Source organism: Bradyrhizobium jicamae (genome assembly GCF_001440395.1).
Taxonomy (GTDB): Bacteria; Pseudomonadota; Alphaproteobacteria; order Rhizobiales; family Xanthobacteraceae; genus Bradyrhizobium; species Bradyrhizobium jicamae.
In genome coordinates, this window is sequence record NZ_LLXZ01000105.1 from 31,568 (window position 1) to 51,643 (window position 20,076).

The following is a 20,076-nucleotide window of genomic DNA, read 5'->3' on the forward strand; positions in this document are numbered from 1 at the left end:
CGCAGCCTCGATGCCGTAGGTGGGCAAAGCGCAGCGTGCCCACCATGCCTCGACATATATCGCTCGAAATGGTGGGCACGCTTCGCTTTGCCCACCCTACGTTTGGAACACGCGCAGCGTGTCGTCAGACGTGCATTCGCGCGCATGCTAACTTTTCTCCCATCTCCAGACTTCGTTAACCGGTGCCGGGGTAGGGTGCCCCACGTTTTTGGGAGTGCTGCGTTATGGATATGATGGCTATGGTTTCGAGCATGCTCAGCATGCAGGCGGCGGGTACGCAGCAGCAGATCCAGACCTCGATCATCAAGCAGAACGCAGACGCCGAGAAAATGGCGGTCCAGACGCTGCTGGGCACGCCCTCGACGGCCAATCTCGCCCCCGGCGTCGGCGGCAATCTCAATATTTCGGCCTGAGCGAAATCTGGCGCACTATTAGACCCTCATGGTGAGGAGGCGCATTAGCGCCGTCTCCGGACGATGCTTTGCATCGCCGGGAGAACCATGTGGCCCGGCTGGTGCCTTTCATCCTTCGAGACGCCGCTGACGCGGCTCCTCAGGATGAGGTCTGGCAGGTGAAGGGCGCTCCCAACCGATCCATCGCTAAGACCCCGCCTTCATCGGCTGCATGGCGGCCTTGATCAGCTTGATGGCGTCCTCGCTGGCCCATTCGGCGGGGCCGGCAAGAGTGGCGATTTCGCAGCCCTGGGTGTCGATCAGCACCGAAGTCGGCATGCCCAGCGCCTTGCCTACGTTCTTAAGATCCTGAAAAACCTTGGCTTTCTGGTCGGCGAAATAGCCGAGCCGGGTCAGATTGGCCTCTTTCAGGAAGTTTTTCGGTTTCTCGGCGTCGCGGGTGTCGATGTTGATGGCGACCACCTCGAAATCCTTGCCGCCCAGCTTGGTCTGCAGGCTCTCCAGCGCCGGCATTTCCTTCCGGCAGGGCACGCACCAGGTGGCCCACAGGTTCACCAGCACGGTCTTGCCGCGCCATTCCGACAGTTTCCTCGGTTTGCCCTCGGCGTCGTCGAAGGCGAGGTCGGGGAGCCGCAGCGGGGTCGTCGCCATGGTCAACGCCGCCACCTCGCCATGCGCCAGCGGCCCGATCTTGCGGGCCAGTTCGACCGCTGCCGTGCAGGTGGGATCGCGGCTGGCGCGCTTGAAACCGCCGAGCCCGTAAAACAGGCCTATTCCGACCACGCCTGCAGCCACCACCGCGCCGATGGCGATCGGAATCCGGCGCGTCTTTGCCGGGCGGGGCGGGGGCATTTCGGGCATATCGTTTGTCATCCTGTATCAGTTACGGCTATGCAGGGCGCAAGATTACGGTCGAGTTACGGCTGAAACCGGCCCGGCGTTTCGCCGAACTCTCGACGATATAGATGGCAAGGCACGGGAAGTCATGAGCAACAAGATGTGGGGCGGCCGGTTCACCGAGCGTCCCGATGCGATCATGGAGGAAATCAACGTCTCGATTGACGTCGACCGTCACCTCTATGCCCAGGACATCGCCGCATCCAAGGCCCACGCCGCGATGCTGGCGGCGCAAGGCATTATCACCGCGGGTGATGCGAAAAATATCGGCAAGGGTCTAGACACGATTTTGTCAGAAATCGCCAAGGGCGGCTTCGACTTCAAGCGTGCGCTCGAAGACATCCATATGAATGTCGAGAGCCGGCTGTCCGAACTGATCGGGCCCGCCGCGGGGCGGCTGCACACCGCGCGCTCGCGCAATGACCAGGTCGCGACCGATTTCCGTCTCTATGTCCGCGACACGATCGACGAGACGGATGCGGCGCTGGCCGCCTTCCAGCACGCGCTGGCCGAGCGGGCCGTGGAACATGCCGCGACCGTGATGCCGGGCTTCACCCATCTGCAGACCGCCCAGCCCGTGACCTTCGGGCATCATCTGCTGGCCTATGTCGAGATGGCCGCGCGCGACCGCGGCCGCTTTGCCGATGCGCGCAAGCGGCTGAACGAATCGCCGCTCGGCGCTGCCGCGCTCGCCGGAACCTCGTTCCCGATCGACCGGGCCGCGACCGCCAAAGCGCTCGGCTTCGACCGCCCGATGGCCAATTCGCTCGACGCGGTCTCGGATCGCGATTTCGTGCTCGAAACGCTCTCTGCAGCGTCGATCGCTGCCGTGCACATGTCACGCTTTGCCGAGGAAATCGTGATCTGGACCTCGCCGCTGGTCGGCCTGGTGCGGCTCTCCGACAAGTTCACCACAGGCTCCTCGATCATGCCGCAGAAGCGCAATCCGGATGCGGCCGAGCTGGTGCGCGCCAAGACCGGCCGGGTGATCGGCGCGCTCAACGCTCTCCTGATCGTGATGAAGGGCCTGCCGCTCGCCTATCAAAAGGACATGCAGGAGGACAAGCAGGGCGCGATGGAGGCGTTTGCCGCGCTCTCGCTGGCTATACGCGCCATGACCGGCATGGTGATCGATCTCGTGCCCGACGAGAACAGGATGAAGGCCGCGGCCGGCGAGGGCTATGCCACCGCCACCGACCTCGCCGACTGGCTGGTGCGGACGCTGAAAATGCCGTTCCGCGACGCCCACCACGTCACCGGGCGAATCGTCGGCCTGGCGTCCGAGCAGGGCGTGGCGCTGCACGAACTGCCGCTGGAGGCGATGCAGGAGGCCGAGCCCAAGATTACCGCCGACGCCCTGCGCGTGCTGTCTGTTGAGGCATCCGTGAAGAGCCGGACCAGCTATGGCGGCACCGCGCCGAAGAACGTGGCCTCGCAGGCCAAAGCCTGGCTGAAACGGCTGGAAAAAGAGCGAAAATAGGCCTGAAGAGAAAAATTTCGCTGCAATTTCATGGTTGTCAGTGGCCGATCGGCACTCGCCAGACCACGGCAATCTTTGTATGGTTCGGCGCGCATTGGGGATTTCGTCGTGATCAGTAACTACCGCCCGTCATCGTCGGGATGGGCCATCATCCTGTTGAGCGTGACCGCGCTCGCGCTCGGCGGCTGCGGACGCAAGGGCGGGCTCGATCTGCCGCCGAACGCGGCGTCGGCGCAGGCTCCGGTTACGTCGGATACCGAGGCCGAGCGCGCGGCGCAGCCCGGCGTGTTCAATTCTACCTACGGAACCGACGCCGGCCCCAGCGCCCCCAAAGGCGGCAAGAAGAAATTCGTTCTCGATCCGCTCTTGGACTGAGACTGAGCGCGCCATGAATCACTTCGACTATCGCAACGGCGTGCTGCACGCCGAGGCCGTCAACCTGTCCGAACTGGCTGATGCCGTCGGCACGCCGTTCTATTGCTATTCGACCGCGACGCTGGAGCGCCATTACCGGGTCTTCACCGAGGCCTTTGCCGGCGAGAAGACGCTGGTCTGCTACGCCATGAAGGCGAATTCCAACCAGTCGGTGCTGCGCACGCTGGCGAAACTCGGCGCCGGCGCCGACGTCGTCTCGGGCGGCGAGTTGAAGCGGGCGCTGGCGGCGGGGATTCCGCCGAACAAGATCCTGTTCTCAGGCGTCGGCAAGACCGAGGCCGAACTGCGCGCGGCGCTCGCCGCCGACATCCTCTGCATCAATGTCGAGTCCGAGCCTGAACTGGAATTGCTGTCGAGGCTCGCGGTTGAAGCCGGAAAGACCGCGCGGATTTCCTTGCGGGTCAACCCTGACGTCGATGCCGGCACCCACGCCAAGATCGCCACCGGCAAGTCCGAGAACAAGTTCGGCATTCCGATCGAGCGCGCCCGCGCGGTCTATGCCCGCGCGGCGAAGCTGCCGCGGATCGTGGTGACCGGCACCGACATGCATATCGGCAGCCAGATCACCGATCTCTCCAAGATGGAAACCGCGTTCCGGATCCTGTCCGATTTCGTGCACACGCTGCGCGCCGACGGCCACAAGATCGAGCACATCGATTTCGGCGGCGGGCTCGGCATTCCCTATCACGCCGACCGCGAGGCGCCGCCGCTGCCGTCCGCCTATGCGGCGATGGTCAAGCGGGTGACGCACAATCTCGGCTGCACGCTGATGTTCGAGCCGGGGCGGATGATCGTCGGCAATGCCGGCATCCTGGTCTCGCGCGTGATCTATGTGAAGCCGGGCGAGGCCAAGAACTTCGTCATCATCGACGCCGCGATGAACGATCTGATCCGCCCGACGCTGTATGAAGCCCACCATGACATCCTGCCGGTTCGCGAGCCGGCCAAGGGCGTGCGAATGATCACGGCCGACGTGGTCGGGCCGGTCTGCGAGACCGGCGACTATCTCGCGCTCGACCGCAATTTGCCCGAGCCCAAGGCCGGCGACCTCTTGGCGATCATGACCGCCGGCGCCTACGGCGCGGTTCAGTCCGGCTTCTACAATACGCGCGCGCTGGTGCCGGAAGTCCTGGTCAAGGACGACCAGTACGCCGTGGTCCGCCCGCGCATCGAGGTCGAGGATCTGATCGCGATGGACAAGCCCGCGCCCTGGCTGTGATCGATAAGCGGTCTGTCGTGCGCTGACATTGCGCCGATTTCGAAGGAGGTTCCGAAGCGCATTCTGGCTTTGGCGATTTTGACGATGGCGACGGTGTCAGCTTTGCATCGTTCGGCCTCATTATGCGTCCTTGATAGAACTCGGGATCGACGATCGCAGCGAACCAGGGAGAACAGCCATGACAGTTTCGACGGAACGCGCAGTCCTTGCCGGCGGCTGCTTCTGGGGCGTGCAGGATCTGCTGCGCCGCTATCCCGGCGTGATTTCGACCCGGGTCGGCTACACTGGCGGCGAGGTGCCGAACGCGACCTATCGCAACCACGGCAACCATGCCGAAGGCATTGAGATCATTTTCGATCCGAAGGTCATCAGCTATCGCAAGCTGCTGGAGTTCTTTTTCCAGATCCACGATCCCTCGACGCTGAACCGCCAGGGCAATGACCGCGGCGCGAGCTACCGGTCGGCGATCTACTACACCAGCGACGCACAGAAGCGGGTCGCGGAAGACACCATCGCCGATGTCGATGCGTCCGGCCTGTGGCCGGGCAAGGTCGTCACTGAAGTGGCGCCTGTCGGTCCGTTCTGGGAGGCCGAGCCCGAGCATCAGGACTATCTGGAAAAATACCCCGATGGTTACACCTGCCACTTCATCCGGCCGGATTGGGTGCTGCCGCATCGCGCCGAGAAGGTTGCCGCGGGCGGCGGAGTTTCTGCCGCGTGACCAAGGCCAGCGATCTCATGGTGGCCGCCCTCGAGAATGAGGGCGTCGAATACATCTTCGCCATTCCCGGCGAAGAGAATCTCGACGTGCTGGACTCGCTGCGGCGCTCGAAGATCAAGCTGGTGCTGACGCGGCATGAACAGGCGGCCGGCTTCATGGCGGCCACCTACGGGCGTCTCACCGGGCGTGCCGGCGTCTGCCTGACGACGCTCGGTCCCGGTGCGCTCAATCTGACGACGGCCGCGGCCTACGCGCATCTGGGTGCGATGCCGATGGTCATGATCACCGGACAGAAGGCGATCCGCAGCAGCCGTCAGGCGCGCTTCCAGATCGTCGACATCGTCGCGACGATGCGGCCGCTGACCAAGATGGCGACGCAGATCGTCGCCGCGCAGAGCATTCCGACGCTGGTCCGCGACGCTTTTCGCGTGGCGCAGCAGGAGCGGCCGGGTCCGGTACATCTCGAACTGCCCGAGGATATCGCGGCCGACGACGCGACGGCCGACATGGTTCCCCCGCATGTCGTCGAACTTCCGGTCGCGCCATCCGCGGCCATCGATCGCGCCGCTGACATGATCATGGCCGCGCGCAGGCCGCTCGTCATGCTGGGCGCCGCGGCGAGCCGTCCGCGCCTCGCCGAGCCGCTGTCGGCGTTCGTCCGGCGATGCGGCATTCCGTTCTTCAACACCCAGATGGGAAAGGGCGCGGTCAATGCCGGCTCCAATCTCTATATGGGCACGGCCGCGCTCTCGGAGCGGGATTGGGTGCACGAGGCCATCGATCAGGCCGATCTGATCATTTCGATCGGCCACGACACCGTTGAAAAGCCGCCGTTCCTGATGGGCCATGACGGACCGCAGGTGATTCATGTCGGCGCCACGCCGGCGACGGTGGAGCAGGTCTACTTCCCGCAAGCCGAGATCGTCGGCGACGTCGGCGCGGGCCTCGCCGCCCTCGCCGATCGCCTGGAAGGCAAGCTCCCCAATGGCCAAGCATTGCTGGGTTTGCGGGAGGGAATCCTTGCCCACCTCGCCGAACGGTCGACCGAGGACCGGTTTCCTCTGACGCCGCAGCGCATCGTGCACGACGTCCGCCAGGTCATCCCGCCGGACGGCATCGTTGCCCTCGACAACGGCATGTACAAGATCTGGTTCGCCCGCAACTATCGCACCAGCGTCGCCAACACGCTGCTGCTCGACAATGCGCTGGCGACCATGGGTGCGGGCCTTCCTTCGGCGATCGCAGCCGCGCTGATTCATCCGGACAGGCGCGTGCTCGCCGTCTGTGGCGACGGCGGCTTCATGATGAATTCGCAGGAGCTGGAAACGGCCGTGCGGCTCAAACTGAATCTTGTCGTGCTCGTGCTCGAGGATCGCGCCTACGGCATGATCCGCTGGAAACAGGACGTCGATGCGTTTCCGGACTTCGGCCTCGAGTTCGGCAATCCTGATTTCGTCGCCTATGCGAAGTCATACGGAGCCGACGGCTCCCGCGTCGGCAAGGCCTCGGAACTATCGACCATGCTGGAGGCTGCTTTCGAGGAAGGCGGCTTGCATCTCGTCGTAGTGCCCGTCGACTACAGTGAGAACATGCGCGTGCTCGTCAAGGAGTTGCCCCCGGTAGTTCAGGCCAAGTGAAAGCCTTGCATCGGTCTTGTGCGCGAAAATCTATTTTCGATTACGTCGTACGGCCACCGCAAAGGTGCTGCTGAATCCCAAAACCAGAGCTTGATGCTTTTGCACGTTCGTTGTTTACGATCCAGTGAATCGAACCCAATGAAACTTGGGCATGGGAAATCGCATGGGGATAAAAAACCATACTGCTGCGCCCGCGGTAGCACTTGCTCTCGGACTATCCTTCACGCCGCCGGCGGCCATCGTCACCGATGCGATGATCGGCGCCGTCGCGTCGCTCGTCGCGGCCGCCATCGGCAATCTCGGTTTCATCACGCCCGCCATGGGTGATCCGGCCGCACTCACGAAGAAGCAAGCGGACGCGCTCGCCACATACAATAATTCACGCAGCCAGTTTGAGCAGATCCTGGCCCAGCGGCGCGCGCAGATCAGTTCGAAGCAACTACCGAACTTGCCGGGACAAGCGCTCTACCTTGCGCGCAACAGCATGATGAGCGCGTACAAGGACCTCACCGACGCGCTTCCGTCCAGAATAGGGAAGCCCAACAAATACGGAATCCCTCCGGCGTATTTCAGCGCCGACAATGAACCGCTGCTCGATGAGTATAGAAAACTCTTCGACAGCATGCAGGCACCGCCCGCTAACGCGCAAAACTCGGATACGCCGTTCAAGGACGTCGTCGATCTCGGCACGGCCATTGCGCGCGCCAGGGGACTCGATGCGGCCAATGCCGAAGCCGCAGGCCGCATCAGCCTGGGGCTGTTCTATGCCGAGACCAACGGCAATCAGAACATCGGCAATGCGCGCTCGAACAAATACAAGGGCAGCCTGCAATCAGGCGTGTCAGAAGATCAGAACGGGCAAAGGAAATGGGCGGCTATAAAGAAGTCGATAGCCGCCTTTGATCCCGCATTGAACGCGCGCGACGACAAGGAAGAGGCGCGGGCCGGCAATCTGGATCGTCGGTACAACCACTGGACCGCGGTGCGCGATGCCCTCATGAACGCGCACGCGGATATTTTTCCGCAGGTGCCGGCGATCGTGAAGACGCTGCCGGACCCGATCGATCAGATGAAGCTCTTTGAACTGATCCAGATCATTCCGAGCCCGACCAAATCCGCACTCGGCTCACGCAACCTGCTCGACTACAGGGTCTCCGACCCCAGAATCATGGGATATCTGCGGAACAACAGCATGTTCACCTTTGGACAGGCCGACAGGGCGAAAACATCTGCAACCTTCCGCGAGATTATGGATGCGATGTGGCTCTTCAATGAAAAATTTGAACGGGCGCTTTCCAAGTTCGACGAGATCAAGAAGCAGTCAAAGAGTTGAAGGCGGCGGACGGGAAGGAGATGCGAGGCTGCCACCGCACCATCAGAGCGGACCGAGCATTCCCCATCGCGGCTCACAGAATTCCTTGACCGCCGCCGCGACGCCGCTGCTGATGATGTCGCGGCGTTCAGGCGAACTCATCATGAGTTCTTCGTCGCGGTTGATGATCGAGCCCGCCTCCAGCAGCGCGGCAGCCATACGGGTCTTTCTCAGTACGATGAGTTCATCGTAGCGATACACGCCGGTTTCCCGGTTCAGCAGCGGACGCTGGTGCCGGCCCATGATCGGCTGGGAATATTGCCTGGCGTACTCAAGGCCCTGGGCTTTCATTTCTTTGCCGATCAGTTCGGCGAACATGAGGCTTGTCTTGAAGTCCGGATTCTCGCGCGAGACAAAGACGGAGTATCCGCTGAAGCGGTCGCTGAAACGGCTTTTCTTTCCCTCGAATTCCCAATCCTCGAGGAATTTGTTGGGCACGGAGTCATGGTGGATCGACAGGAGAAGGTCCGCGCGCAGATCGTTGGCGGTGGCGACGCGTTTGAAGAGGCTGCGCCTGGCCTTGCCCTCGGTCAGAAGCAATCTGGTCTCGGCAAAGCCTTCCGCCTTCAGTTTCTGCTCGATCTGCTTCGCAAGGCGCAGATTGAAGACGAACTCGGAGACGTTGCGGGCGCTGATCGCGCCTTCCGATTCGGCGGTATGTCCCACATCAAGCACGATCCGGAACTTCGAGGGTTCGCAACGCGTCGCCACCGGTTTCAAAGCGGCAGTGGGCAATTGGACCGGACCCAGCGCGGCAAGCTTTACGGTCTGACGCTTTGACGAGGCCGCACGTTTCGCCAAAGCGGCTGACTTGGACGAAGTCACCTGCTTTGCCGGCTTGGCTTGTTTTGACGGTTTGCCTTGCTTTGGAGAGCCTTTGAGGAGATCCGAGAGCCAGCCGGCGTTGCCGGCGTCGATCGGCAGCAGCACCACTGCAGCCATCGCCGCGATGACCGTGCGGCGGCCGGGCCAGAATCCCCAAGCGATACTGCCGAGAACATAAATGAACTCGCGGCGCTTCATGCTCGCTCCCCTGAAGGCATCATAGCATCAGAAACCGCAATGCCGGAAGAGGGGCGGTGATGTCCATTCCGGGTCAGTACGGAACACGACGCGACGCCTGCCGGATGTCTGGTTTTATCTTTGGCGCGCGTCCGTTTCATTCCCAACAACCGACGCAAATGCTCCCTATCCTCATGTCAGGTTTGTGGCAATTTCAGCCGTGAGCCGCCTTTCTTCCTGCTCGGCAAAGATTTCCCACCGGCGCGCACCGCTAGTTCCCTGCGACGATTGGCGGTGTGAGTGGTGCCGGCCGCGCTTGGTAGATTCAGGAATCACGATCTGAGATTTTATGCGACAGAAGCGCGAACTGGCATTTCAACCGAGGCATGGCATGGCAAGTCGATTGACGACGGCGCAATCCACCGTGGCGATGTGGTGTTGGGGGAGGCCCACCATCGTGACGCTCGCGGCGATGGCGCTACTTGCGACGCTGCCCGCCCCCGCCGTGGCGCAACGGGCGCGCCCCGCGCCACCTGTCGAGGCGACGGCACCGCGCGAGGCAGGCGAGCCGATCATGGCAATCGTGTCGATCAAGACCCAGCACGTCACCTTCTACGACGCCGACGGCTGGATCGCGCGCGCACCGGTGTCGACCGGCACGACCGGACGTGAGACGCCAGCCGGCATCTTCGCCATCCTCGAGAAGAACAGGGATCACCGCTCGTCTCTTTACGACGATGCCGAGATGCCGCACATGCAGCGCATCACCTGGAACGGTATCGCGATGCACGGCGGGCCGTTGCCCGGATATGCGGCCTCGCACGGCTGCATCCGGATGCCTTTTGGCTTTGCCGAGAAGCAGTTCGACAGGACGCGGATCGGGATGCGCGTGATCATCTCGCCGAACGACGCGGCTCCGGTCGAGATTTCCCACCCGGCGCTGTTGATGCCGAAAGCGGAGGCCGTCGCGACTGCTCCGTCGCGCGTCGAGACGCTGGCCCGCGAGGCCGCAGAGGCCGTCAAGACGGCCGACGAGGCGAAAAAGGCCGCCGCGACGGCGGCGCGCGAGTCAGCTTCCCTCGCTGCGTCGCTGCGCAAGCTGGAAGGGCTCAAAAGGAGCGCCGACGCCGAACTTGCGTCCGCCGACAAGGCGTCCGCCGCCGCAAAAACGGACCAGGCTCGGACGCAGGCCGAAGACCGGAAGCAGAAGGCCGCCCCAAGGGCCGTCCAGGCTGCTACCGAACTCGACACCGCCAAGGCTGACACGAAGTCGAAGCTCGATGCCGCGGCGGCCGCAAAGGACGCCGCCAAGGCGTCCGAAAAGAGGAAAGCAGAGCTGACCAAGGCTGCGGGCGAGGCGAAGCTCGCGCTCGAGCCCGTCTCGATCTACATCAGCCGCGCGACGCAGAAGCTGTACGTGCGGCGCAACACGCACAAGCCGGCGCCGGACGGCGGCGGCGAGGTGTTCGATACGTCCATCGAGGTTCCGATCGCGATTCGCGACCCCGGCAGGAGGATCGGCACGCATGTGTTCACGGCGATGGCGCGCAACGATTCGGGCCTGCGCTGGAGTGCGGTCACGATCGACAACGGGGACGACGCCAGGGGCGCGCTCGACCGCATCACCATCCCGCAGGATGTGCTCGATCGCATCGCGCCGACCGCATTGCCGCGGTCCTCGATCGTCATCTCGGACGAGCCGCTGAGCCGCGAGACCAACTATCGCACCGAGTTCGTCGTGGTGCTGAGCGACCAGCCCCAGGGCGGCTTCATTACGCGCCGGCCTTCGCCCGCCGTCGACATGGCGGACAGCAGCACCTGGGGCGGCGAAAGCTCCGGCTTCTTTTTTCAGCCCTGGAGTCCCCAACCCCAAACCGGCACTACGCGTCAGCGCGGGGGGCAACCTTATTATCCGGCGCAGCAGGGCAATCCGATGCAACAGGGCTACCCGATGCAACGGTGGTGAGAGGCGGCACGCGAGCCATCAGGCACAAGTCCGCTTCGGTTTTGGCGGAAGTCGAACATCCCAGTACCTTGGCCCGCTTCTGCTCACGGAAACGTTTTGAGCGGATGTAAACCAATTCACATACCGCAGAGTGCCACCGCAATATCGTTTGATCCGGTATCGCGTCGGCTTCGCAGCCGCTCTGAAGGCAGCGCGCTGCTCTCAACCTGGTCGTTCGACGAACGCGGGTTGCGGTGAAACCGGACGCGCATTTTGAATGGCAGGCTCGCCCGGCTGTGAACCAGCGGGCGGATCATACTGAAAGCAATTGTCGGATTGCGTTGGCGCGCGCAATAACATGCGCAAAGCGGGTCGCTATGAACCGGATTGCCGGCAAGGAAAGCGGTTACCACGCCATGCCGCATCGTTCGATGCGGAGACGAACGGGCGGCGCTCTCATTGCGATGCTCTCGATCGGATGTATCGTCCTCCTCACGAGCGAAGCCAGTGCTCGATGTTCGGCGCGAGCCGCCCTGCAGAATCGCCTGACGCCCAAGACAGCTCCCTCCAATGCGCCGCCGGCTCCAGTCACATCCGCCTTCGCGGTTCCGGTGTGGCGGACAATTACAGTCGGAACGTTTGCAAATTCTTTTGCCCTGCTTAGCGCGCTGGACGCAGCAGGCTGTGGCATCGGAAGCCTCGCTGAGGAAATTCTCGCGCGACCGGCCTTTAACGTCGGCACGACGAAAGCAAACGTGGAGCTGTTTGCGGTGTCGGCCGCCGAACTCGGCTTTCAGACCGGTACTGTGCGGCTGGCGGAGGTCTATGCGCGCGCTCGACAACTGGGCTTCGGACTTGCGGCAGCAGAGGTTGGTCCGCAACTGAGGCTGCAATATTTCGACCAGCCGATGGGTGAATTTCTCATTGCAATGGAGCCGATCAGAACGTGGAAGGGAGACCCCGTCATTTTGGCCGTGGCCAATGGCGGAGCGGGATTGGTTCTTATCGGCCAGGATGGCAGCGCCGACGCGGAAATACCCTTGGCGTCCCACTTCCTGTTCGTGCGGTCAAACGAAGCCGCCTTGGCGAGGGCTGTCCGCGGGGGCGATGAGGCCGCAACGCTCGGCCGACGCTGAATTTCTGAAACTGAACGAGGAGCAGCGACAATGGAAGCAATTCCGCGCAAGCCACTCCGAACGGCCAGTCATTGCAGTTTGGTGATCCTTCTGGCGTGTTTGGTCGGCACGGCAGACGCTCGTCCGATGCTGTCGCCGGCGGAGCAATTTCCCGGTCCCTGGCTGGAAGTTACGCAAGAGGTCAGGGACATCCTCACGCTGAACAAAGTTTCTGCGTGCAGTCAGGCCGCGGGGCGCGAATCGTCGCGCAATCCGGGCGAATATCTCCTGTACTGCACATCGGACGAGAAGCGCTGGACAAGCTGGCGCGTACAACCAGCGGCGCGCAGCGTTCGAGGCCCAAGCGGGCTCTTCCGGGACATCGGACTGCCAGAGGGGTATTAAGACAGTCGAGCGGAGTTGCCGCGCGAAGAACCGGTTCACCAGCTAGAAAAGGGACCTCCGAAAGGCGTGCGCCAGAACTGAAAGCTCCGTGGGTGCGCATAGCGGAAGTTGTTCCCCGGACTGCGTCGCCGCTTCTTGATGCCTCCTTGCGGTTCGCCGCTCAGCACGACCACGAATTCCGTTCCCTTGCCGGTTTCCGGGCTTAACGCCTCGTCCGTCACGATCAGCGAAGACCGCGGCGTGATATTGCCGATGCGATCCAATACGTCCTGCGGAATGGCGATGCGATCGAGCGCAGACTTTGCGTTGTCCGGATTCGCAGGCTCCGGTTCAACGTCGCGACCAATACTCCCGGGCGCCCGGTTGTGCAGCTCAGCCGTGGCGCCGTGCGAACGTCCGCCGCCCAGCGAGACGACGTTCCATCGCAAGCTGGTATCGCTGGTCGTGCGCTCGGTGGCGGTGAAGACATGCGTGCCGATCGCGCGATCCGGGTCCGCGATCGTGACCGGACTTTCGAGGATGGGTTTGAACGCCTGACGGACATAAAGCCGCTGGGTCTTGCGGCTGATCAGCACCGATACCGGCTGGAGTTCGCGTGCGACTTCACGCGCCACTTCGGCGGCCGCGACGCGCACGGCCTCCGCAGCAGCGACGGCTTCACGCGCGGACGTGACGGCATCGAGCCGCAGCTGCAGATTCACGTTGGCGACGTCCCATTGCAGTTGCAGCTCCGCGATTTTGGCAACCGCCTGCGCCTTGGCTTCCTCAGCCAGCTCCTTTGCCTCCGCCGAGATGCCGGAGCCAAGTTTGGTTTCAGCGGCTGTCAGTTGCGCCTCGGCGATGCGTTTCAGATTTTCCGCGGTGCGAACCGGTGCCCTGGCCTGCGTGGCCTCCCGCAAGGCCGTCGCGGCGGTTGTTCGCGCCTCGGCCGCCTTCCGCGTGGCCTCCTGCGCCTCTGCGGTGCGGGCGGCGGCCAAGGCGGCGGCATCCGGCTTGGGTTGGAACAGAAGCGGGTGGGCGAGTTCAATTGGCGCCACATCGGTTGGCGCCACGATCACCCGCATGCCCATCATCGTTTCGCCGAACAGGCGTTCGGCGAAGTCGAAGGGCAGCCGGATACAGCCATGGGACGCCGGACGCCCTGGCAGCACGCCGCCATGGAGTGCGATGCCTGACCAGGTGATCCTTTGCATATGCGGCATGAAGGCGTCGTCATACAGGTTCGAGTAATGCTCCTCGACTTTCTGAATGACGCTGAAGATGCCTGCAGGAGTTTCGCGTCCCTTGGTGCCGCTCGATACCGGCGCCCGCAGAATCCAGCCCTTGGAGTCGTAGACGGAAATCCGCTGGGTGCGGAGCGAAACGATCGCCATGATCGGCTCGCCGGCGTTGCGCGACTGAACGGACTCGATCGGCCGCTCGCGCTGTCCGCTTCTGGCGGACGCATCGTCTGCTGCGGCGATCAGCACGGCCAGAGCCGCAACGGCAAGATATGCAGGCCGCAGCCGCCTCCGCTTGCACTCCGGGCTTACGCAACGAGACGTCATGCCGCCCCAACTGATCAATCGGGTCAACGCCAGTCTGTATTGAAGTACAGACGGAACGTAACGCCAATCGGCAGGACTTGCCAACATGGAACCGCACCGCTGTCCGGCACGCGCCGGCACATGGACCGGCCGTCCTCGTTACTTGGCCCCGTGGCCGCTCTTTCCGCCGCCGACCACGACGCCCGCCGCCTTTTCGATCGGCTTGATCGCGGCGGTAAAGTCCGACTCCGCGCCCTCGTCGCGGATGATGACCTCCCAGAGCCGGCCGACCGCTTCGGCGACTTCCATCGACAGCCCCAGCGCTTTCATCTCTTCCAGCGCAAGCCGCACGTCCTTGACCATCAACCCGGTGGCGAAGCCGAAATCGAAGCTGCGTGGCAAGACCGAGCGCGGAAACTTGTCGCGGCTCGCGGTGTTGAGCCCGGAACCGGCGTTGATGACGTCGATCATCACGGCCGGGTCGAGCCCTGCCTTGACGCCCATCACCACCGCTTCCGACGTCGCCACCATCGCGGTCGCCGACAGGAAATTGTTGGCGAGCTTCATGGTCTGTGCCGAGCCGGGCTTTTCGCCGATGAAGAACACTTTTCCGATCACGTCGAGCGCCGGCTTTACCGTCTCGCAATCGACGCGCGGGCCGGAGACCATCACGGCGAGCGTACCCTTCTCGGCGCCGCCGACGCCGCCGCTGACGGGGCTGTCGATCTGCACGATATTTCGCTTGGCCAACAATCCCTGAATTTTCGCCGCCATCTGCGAGCCGACGGTGGAGAGATCGACGAATCGCTTGACGCGCTTGCCCTCGATCACGCCGCCGGCGCCGGTCGCCACATCGAGCGAAGCCTGCAGCGAGGGCAGGCTCGCCAGCACGGTCTCGCAGCGGTCGGCGAGATCCTTGGGTGACGAAGCCGCCTGCGCGCCGAGCGCGACCAGCTTGTCCGTGGCCTCCTTCCGCGTATCGAACACGGTGAGCTGGTGCTTGGCCTCGATCAGGCGCCGCGCCATCGGGAACCCCATCTTCCCGAGGCCGATGAATCCGATTTCCATGGCGTCTCCCCGAATTCGTCATTGCGAGGAGCGAAGCGACGAAGCAATCCATCTATCCGCTTGTGGCGCTATGGATTGCTTCGCTTCGCTCGCAATGACGGTGTTATGCTGCTGTACTGTCGAAATTGGAGAAAGCGCTCAGCCCTTGTCCAATTCCGCGAACACTTCGCGCGCGATGCGAAAGCTGTCGACGCCGGCCGGAATGCCGGCATAGATCGAAACCTGCATGAAGATCTCGCGGATCTCCTCGCGGCTGACGCCGTTGGTCAGCGCGCCCTTGATATGCGCCTTCAATTCGTGCGGTCGGTTCAGGATCGAGATCATCGCGAGGTTGAGCATGCTGCGGGTCTTGCGCGGCAGTTCGTCGCGTCCCCACACCGCGCCCCAGCAATATTCGGTGACGAGTTCCTGAAACGGCTTGTTGAAGCTGTCGGCGTTCTTCAGGGCGTTGTTGACATAGGCCTCGCCGAGCACGGCTTTACGAATTTCCAGCCCCTTGTCGTGTGTCTTCTGGTCCATGTCGTTTCCTCGTATTTTTACGGTTCGGCGCGCACGTTAGGGGGTGGGGCGTCCGCAGTCACGCCTTCGTGTTATGCGTATTTCCGGGTGTGGGTTACCCCCCGGAACGGGTGCCTCATTGCCGCCGTTGTGCTAGGCTGACGTCTCGGTAACCCGGAGAGATTATTGAGCGGCGCTTCCCCCGACCCCACCAATTCCGCGCGCGAGCCGGACGCGCTTGCGCGGCTGCAACTGACGCAGGCCCTGCAACGGGCTCAGTATGCGATTGCGTGGGAGCGTGCCTGGCCGGGTCTCGCCCGATTCTTGAGCGTCGTCGGACTGTTTCTGGTGGCGTCCTGGGCCGGGCTGTGGCTGGCGCTGCCGTTCCTGGCGCGCGCGATCGGCATCGGCCTGTTCGCTCTTGCAGCGCTGGCCGCGCTGTTCCCGCTGGTGCGGTTTCGCTGGCCGAGCCGCGAAGAGGGTTTGAGCCGGCTCGACCGCGGTACTGGTATCCGCCACCGTCCGGCGACCGCGCTGACCGATACGCTTCAGTCCAGGGATCCGATCGCGCAGGCGCTGTGGCGCGAGCAGCGCGAGCGCACGCTGGCCTCGATCAAGCGGATCCGCGCCGGGCTGCCTTCGCCGCGATTGCCGATCCACGACCCCTGGGCGCTGCGTGCGCTGGTCGTGGTAATGCTGGTGGCCGCCTATGTCGCGGCCGGCGACGAGCGCAGGATGCGCATTGCCGCCGCGTTCGACTGGAATGGCGTGCTGGCGCCGGCCAACGTCCGGGTCGATGCCTGGGTGACCCCGCCGCTCTATACCGGCAAGCCGCCGGTCATTCTGTCCGCCGCCAACCGGGATGCGGCCTCGCCCGATAGCGGAGCCCCGTTGCCGGTGCCTGCCGGCAGTACGCTGCTGGTGCGCTCCAGCGGCGGCACGATCGACGTCGTGGTCGGCGGCGGCGTGACCGAGGTTGCCCCGAGCGAGCAGGCGCCGAAGGGCACCAACGAACGGCATTTCAAGATCACGGGCGATGGCAGCGCGCATGTCCGCGCGCCGTCCGGCCAGCCGCTGTGGCGGTTTGCGGCGACGCCCGACCGGGCGCCGAGCATTTCCCTGGCCAAGGATCCCGAACGCCAGGCCCGCGGCTCGCTGCAGATGTCCTACAAGCTCGAGGACGATTACGGCGTCACCGAAGCCCGCGCGCAATTTACCGCCCGCAAGCCCGATGCGGCCAAGCCCGATTCAGCCAAGTCCGATTCAGCCAAGTCCGATTCTGCCAAGGATGATGCGGCCAGGGACAAGGACGCGAAGGATGGCAAGTCCGGGGATGGCAAGGCCGCGCCGCGGCCGCTGTTCGATGCGCCGCAGTTTGCGCTGGTGCTGCCGAATGCCCGCACCCGCAACGGTGTCGGCCAGACGGTGAAGGATCTCAGCGAAGACCCTTACGCCGGCGCCGATGTGACGTTGACGCTCACGGCCAAGGACGAGGCCGGCAATGAGGGCAAGAGCGAGCCGCACAACATGCGGCTGCCGGAGCGGCTGTTCACCAAGCCGTTGGCGCGTGCCCTGATCGAACAGCGCCGCATCCTCGCGCTCGACGCCAACCAGAACGCACTGGTCTATACCGCGCTCGACGCGCTGATGATCGCGCCGGAACTGTTCACGCCCGAATCCGGCCATTATCTCGGTCTCTTCAGCGTCAAGCACCAGCTCGAGGCGGCGCGCACCGACGACGCGCTGCGCGAGGTCGTCGCCAGCCTGTGGGCGCTGGCGGTGACCATCGAAGACGGCAACATCACCGATGTCGACAAGGCGCTGCGCGCGGCCCAGGAAGCGCTCAAGCAGGCGCTGGAGCGCGGCGCCACCGACGAGGAGATCAAGAAGCTCACGGACAATCTGCGCGCTGCGCTGGACAATTTCCTGCGCCAGCTCGCCGAGCAGTTCCGCAACAATCCGCAGCAACTGGCGCGCCCGCTCGACCCCAATACCAAGACGCTGAGCCAGCAGGATCTCAAGAGCATGCTCGACCGGCTGGAGCGGATGTCGCGTTCCGGCGACAAGGAGGCCGCCAAGCAGTTGCTCGAACAGCTGCAGCAGATGCTGGAAAACCTGCAGATGGCGCAGCCCGGCCAGGGCGGCGACAACGAGATGGAGCAGGCGCTGAACGAACTCGGCGACATGATCCGCAAGCAGCAGCAATTGCGCGACAAGACCTACAAGCAGGGCCAGGATTCCAGGCGCGACCGCATGCGCGGCAAGCAGGGCGACCAGAGCATGGGCGACTTGCAGCAGGACCAGCAGGGCCTGCGCGACCGGCTGAAGAAATTGCAGGAAGAACTCGCCAAGCGCGGCATGGGACCGGGCCAGCGCGGCCAGCAGGGCCAACGTGGCGACCAGCAGGGGCAAGGTCAGCAGGGGCAAGGCGGCGAGCAGGGCGACGGCGAGGACGGGCTCGATCAGGCCGATAACGCGATGGGCGATGCCACAGGCCGGCTCGGCGAAGGCAATGCGGATGGCGCAGTGGACTCGCAGGGACGCGCGCTGGATGCGCTGCGCAAGGGCGCCCAGAGCCTTGCCGAGGCCATGCAGCAGGGCGACGGCGACCAGCCGGGCGACGGCCCCGGCAATCCCCGAGGCCGCCAGCAGGGCGCGAACAACTCGACCGATCCGCTCGGCCGGCCGATGCGCAATAACGAATTCACTGACGACTATACGGTGAAGATCCCCGGCGAGATCGACGTACAGCGGGTGCGCCGGATTCTGGAAGAGCTGCGCCGCCGTCTCGGTGATCCGTCCCGTCCGCAGATCGAACTCGACTACATCGAGCGGCTGTTGAAGGATTATTGATTTCCGCTGATGCGTAGGGTGGGCAAAGCGAAGCGTGCCCACCATTCAAGACAATATTTGCGGATAGATGGTGGGCACGCTTTGCTTTGCCCACCCTACGGATTCTGGCTTGGCTAGGCCTTCTTCGCCGCCAGCGCATCGGCCACAGCCGTGCGGATGTGGTGCACCGAAAATGGCTTCGTCACCACGTCGTGCACAATGGCGTTGAGGCCGGAGGCGCGCTCGCGCTGGTCGGCAAAGCCGGTCATCAACAGGATCTTCAGGTCCGGGAAATCACGCGCCGCGGTCAACGCCAGCGCGATGCCGTCCATGACCGGCATCTGGATGTCGGTCAGCAGCAGATCGAACAGGCCCCCTTCGCGGGTCAGGATATCGAGCGCTTCGGCGCCGTCTTCGGCCGTGACGGTGTCGTGGCCGTCCATGGCGATGGCGCGCGCCACCAGCGAGCGCATGGAATCTTCGTCGTCGGCAATCAGCACGCGGGACATGTCGTATCTCTCGACTCAGCGGAACAGGCGGCCGCGCTCAGGCGTGGCCGGCCAGATCCCGCTTGTTGAAAAAGCGTACGTCGATGTTGCGGCCTTCGGGCGGCGGCGAGGCCAGCCGCGACTTGAAATAGGCGCGCTCGCCGGGCTTGAGCACCGGCTGCTCCAGCACTGCGTTCCAGGCGTAGATCTCGGTGCCCTGCGCGTCGCGGACGGAGAAGCGCAGCCGCGGCAATTCGACCGGCTTTTTGGTCTCGCCGACGATCACGCCCTCGATGACCAGCACCGGCTTGCCGTCGACGGTCTCGTTGCTGACCTTGATGTCCTTGAAGGCCAGCCCGCGCAGGTTCACCTCCAGCCCGACCATCTTGTAGAACGTCGCGGTCTGCGGCAGCAGCCGCACGACATCGCTGCGCCAGATCATCAGCGCCAGTACCAGCGCGCCCATCGCGGCGCAGGCGGTCGGCAGGCCGACGACCGGCAGGAACGGAATACGGGGCAGGGAAGGTAGCCGGAACAGGCGGGCCAGCCGGGCGCGGTGCGTGGTGACCGGAATGTCCTCATGGTCCTCGGCATCGCGCCGGGCGGCCGATGTCCAGTCGCTGCCCCCCGCCGGCGCGCCTTCGCCCTCGGCCGGCCAGCCAGCCGAAATCGAGGGGCTGTCGACCACCGGGGTGTCCTGCGCCTCGTCCTCGCGCGCCATCGCCTCCCATTCGTCCGCGGCCGAATGGCTCGATTGCGCCGGGCTTGGCGAAGCATTTGGCATGGCCGCCGGCGCGGCTTCCGCCAGTTCGATCGCGTCCTCGGGCCGCGCCAGCCAGGTTTCCTTGCAGCGGGAGCAGCGGACGGTGCGTCCCCCGGCCCCCAGGGTAGCCGGATTGATCGCGTAAGATGTTGTACAATGGGGGCAAACGATATGCATGGAGCCCATCTCACCAGTGTCTTTGCCCGGATGCTACATAGCGACTGTTAACGAATCGGAAACCATAACGGTCGCACAACCGT

Annotated in this window: 18 protein-coding genes; 11 read left to right on the plus strand and 7 right to left on the minus strand. The window is 63.9% G+C overall.

From position 1 onward, the window contains the following. Positions 1 to 224: 224 nt before the first annotated feature. On the plus strand, positions 225 to 413 hold the full coding sequence (locus tag CQ12_RS17405; RefSeq protein ID WP_057836530.1) for a putative motility protein: 189 nt from the start codon (positions 225 to 227) through the stop codon (positions 411 to 413). 186 nt (positions 414 to 599) lie between these two features. Here CQ12_RS17405 and tlpA read toward each other — a convergent pair whose 3' ends face one another. Further along, the gene (gene tlpA / locus CQ12_RS17410; protein ID WP_430642231.1) at positions 600 to 1,274 is read right to left on the minus strand and encodes a thiol:disulfide interchange protein TlpA; all 675 of its coding nucleotides are present in this window, start codon (positions 1,272 to 1,274) and stop codon (positions 600 to 602) included. 124 nt (positions 1,275 to 1,398) lie between these two features. Here tlpA and argH point away from each other — a divergent pair, with 124 nt between their 5' ends. From argH to CQ12_RS17440, 6 genes are all read left to right on the plus strand, one after another. Continuing rightward, positions 1,399 to 2,790, plus strand: coding sequence for an argininosuccinate lyase (gene argH, locus CQ12_RS17415; RefSeq protein ID WP_057836531.1), 1,392 nt, complete (start codon positions 1,399 to 1,401; stop codon positions 2,788 to 2,790). A gap of 108 nt (positions 2,791 to 2,898) precedes the next feature. After that, entirely contained in the window at positions 2,899 to 3,165 is a 267-nt protein-coding gene (lptM, locus tag CQ12_RS17420) for an LPS translocon maturation chaperone LptM (RefSeq protein WP_057836566.1), read from the plus strand. 13 nt (positions 3,166 to 3,178) lie between these two features. Next, on the plus strand, positions 3,179 to 4,444 hold the full coding sequence (gene lysA, locus CQ12_RS17425) for a diaminopimelate decarboxylase (RefSeq protein WP_057836532.1): 1,266 nt from the start codon (positions 3,179 to 3,181) through the stop codon (positions 4,442 to 4,444). A 178-nt stretch (positions 4,445 to 4,622) separates the two neighbouring features. After that, positions 4,623 to 5,165, plus strand: coding sequence for a peptide-methionine (S)-S-oxide reductase MsrA (gene msrA / locus CQ12_RS17430; protein ID WP_057836533.1), 543 nt, complete (start codon positions 4,623 to 4,625; stop codon positions 5,163 to 5,165). Then, positions 5,162 to 6,802 carry an acetolactate synthase large subunit gene (locus CQ12_RS17435; protein WP_063799764.1) on the plus strand — a complete coding sequence of 547 codons (1,641 nt, stop codon included), beginning with the start codon at positions 5,162 to 5,164 and terminating at the stop codon, positions 6,800 to 6,802. Before msrA ends, CQ12_RS17435 begins: the two co-directional genes overlap by 4 nt. A gap of 253 nt (positions 6,803 to 7,055) precedes the next feature. Next, positions 7,056 to 8,135, plus strand: coding sequence for a hypothetical protein (locus CQ12_RS17440; RefSeq protein WP_430642236.1), 1,080 nt, complete (start codon positions 7,056 to 7,058; stop codon positions 8,133 to 8,135). 42 nt (positions 8,136 to 8,177) lie between these two features. Here the strand turns inward: CQ12_RS17440 and CQ12_RS17445 are convergent, their stop codons facing one another. Then, positions 8,178 to 9,197 carry an N-acetylmuramoyl-L-alanine amidase family protein gene (locus CQ12_RS17445; RefSeq protein ID WP_347337433.1) on the minus strand — a complete coding sequence of 340 codons (1,020 nt, stop codon included), beginning with the start codon at positions 9,195 to 9,197 and terminating at the stop codon, positions 8,178 to 8,180. A gap of 370 nt (positions 9,198 to 9,567) precedes the next feature. On the opposite strand from CQ12_RS17445, the gene CQ12_RS17450 reads away from it, so the two are divergent. The 3 genes from CQ12_RS17450 to CQ12_RS17465 all read left to right on the plus strand — a co-directional run bounded on the left by CQ12_RS17450 (position 9,568) and on the right by CQ12_RS17465 (position 12,641). Then, entirely contained in the window at positions 9,568 to 11,142 is a 1,575-nt protein-coding gene (locus CQ12_RS17450; protein ID WP_057836535.1) for a L,D-transpeptidase, read from the plus strand. A gap of 356 nt (positions 11,143 to 11,498) precedes the next feature. Beyond that, a complete protein-coding gene (locus CQ12_RS17460; protein ID WP_057836537.1) occupies positions 11,499 to 12,257 on the plus strand; it encodes a hypothetical protein in 759 nt (252 codons plus the stop codon). A gap of 30 nt (positions 12,258 to 12,287) precedes the next feature. Continuing rightward, the gene (locus CQ12_RS17465) at positions 12,288 to 12,641 is read left to right on the plus strand and encodes a hypothetical protein (protein ID WP_057836538.1); all 354 of its coding nucleotides are present in this window, start codon (positions 12,288 to 12,290) and stop codon (positions 12,639 to 12,641) included. 35 nt (positions 12,642 to 12,676) lie between these two features. On the opposite strand, the gene CQ12_RS17470 is transcribed toward CQ12_RS17465, so the two are convergent. From CQ12_RS17470 to CQ12_RS17480, 3 genes are all read right to left on the minus strand, one after another. Further along, positions 12,677 to 14,275: a L,D-transpeptidase family protein gene (locus CQ12_RS17470; RefSeq protein ID WP_083519331.1), complete on the minus strand. Its 1,599-nt coding sequence runs from the start codon at positions 14,273 to 14,275 to the stop codon at positions 12,677 to 12,679. Positions 14,276 to 14,326: 51 nt separating this feature from the next. Further along, positions 14,327 to 15,235 (minus strand): NAD(P)-dependent oxidoreductase, encoded by a 909-nt coding sequence (locus CQ12_RS17475; protein WP_057836540.1) that lies wholly within the window; start codon positions 15,233 to 15,235, stop codon positions 14,327 to 14,329. 138 nt (positions 15,236 to 15,373) lie between these two features. Further along, positions 15,374 to 15,754: a carboxymuconolactone decarboxylase family protein gene (locus tag CQ12_RS17480; protein WP_057836541.1), complete on the minus strand. Its 381-nt coding sequence runs from the start codon at positions 15,752 to 15,754 to the stop codon at positions 15,374 to 15,376. A gap of 165 nt (positions 15,755 to 15,919) precedes the next feature. Between CQ12_RS17480 and CQ12_RS17485 the strand changes: the two genes are divergently transcribed. Beyond that, the gene (locus tag CQ12_RS17485) at positions 15,920 to 18,586 is read left to right on the plus strand and encodes a TIGR02302 family protein (RefSeq protein WP_057836542.1); all 2,667 of its coding nucleotides are present in this window, start codon (positions 15,920 to 15,922) and stop codon (positions 18,584 to 18,586) included. A gap of 113 nt (positions 18,587 to 18,699) precedes the next feature. Here the strand turns inward: CQ12_RS17485 and CQ12_RS17490 are convergent, their stop codons facing one another. Then, positions 18,700 to 19,074 (minus strand): response regulator, encoded by a 375-nt coding sequence (locus CQ12_RS17490; RefSeq protein ID WP_057836543.1) that lies wholly within the window; start codon positions 19,072 to 19,074, stop codon positions 18,700 to 18,702. Positions 19,075 to 19,111: 37 nt separating this feature from the next. Further along, positions 19,112 to 19,993 carry an MJ0042-type zinc finger domain-containing protein gene (locus tag CQ12_RS17495; protein ID WP_057836569.1) on the minus strand — a complete coding sequence of 294 codons (882 nt, stop codon included), beginning with the start codon at positions 19,991 to 19,993 and terminating at the stop codon, positions 19,112 to 19,114. Positions 19,994 to 20,076: the final 83 nt, after the last annotated feature.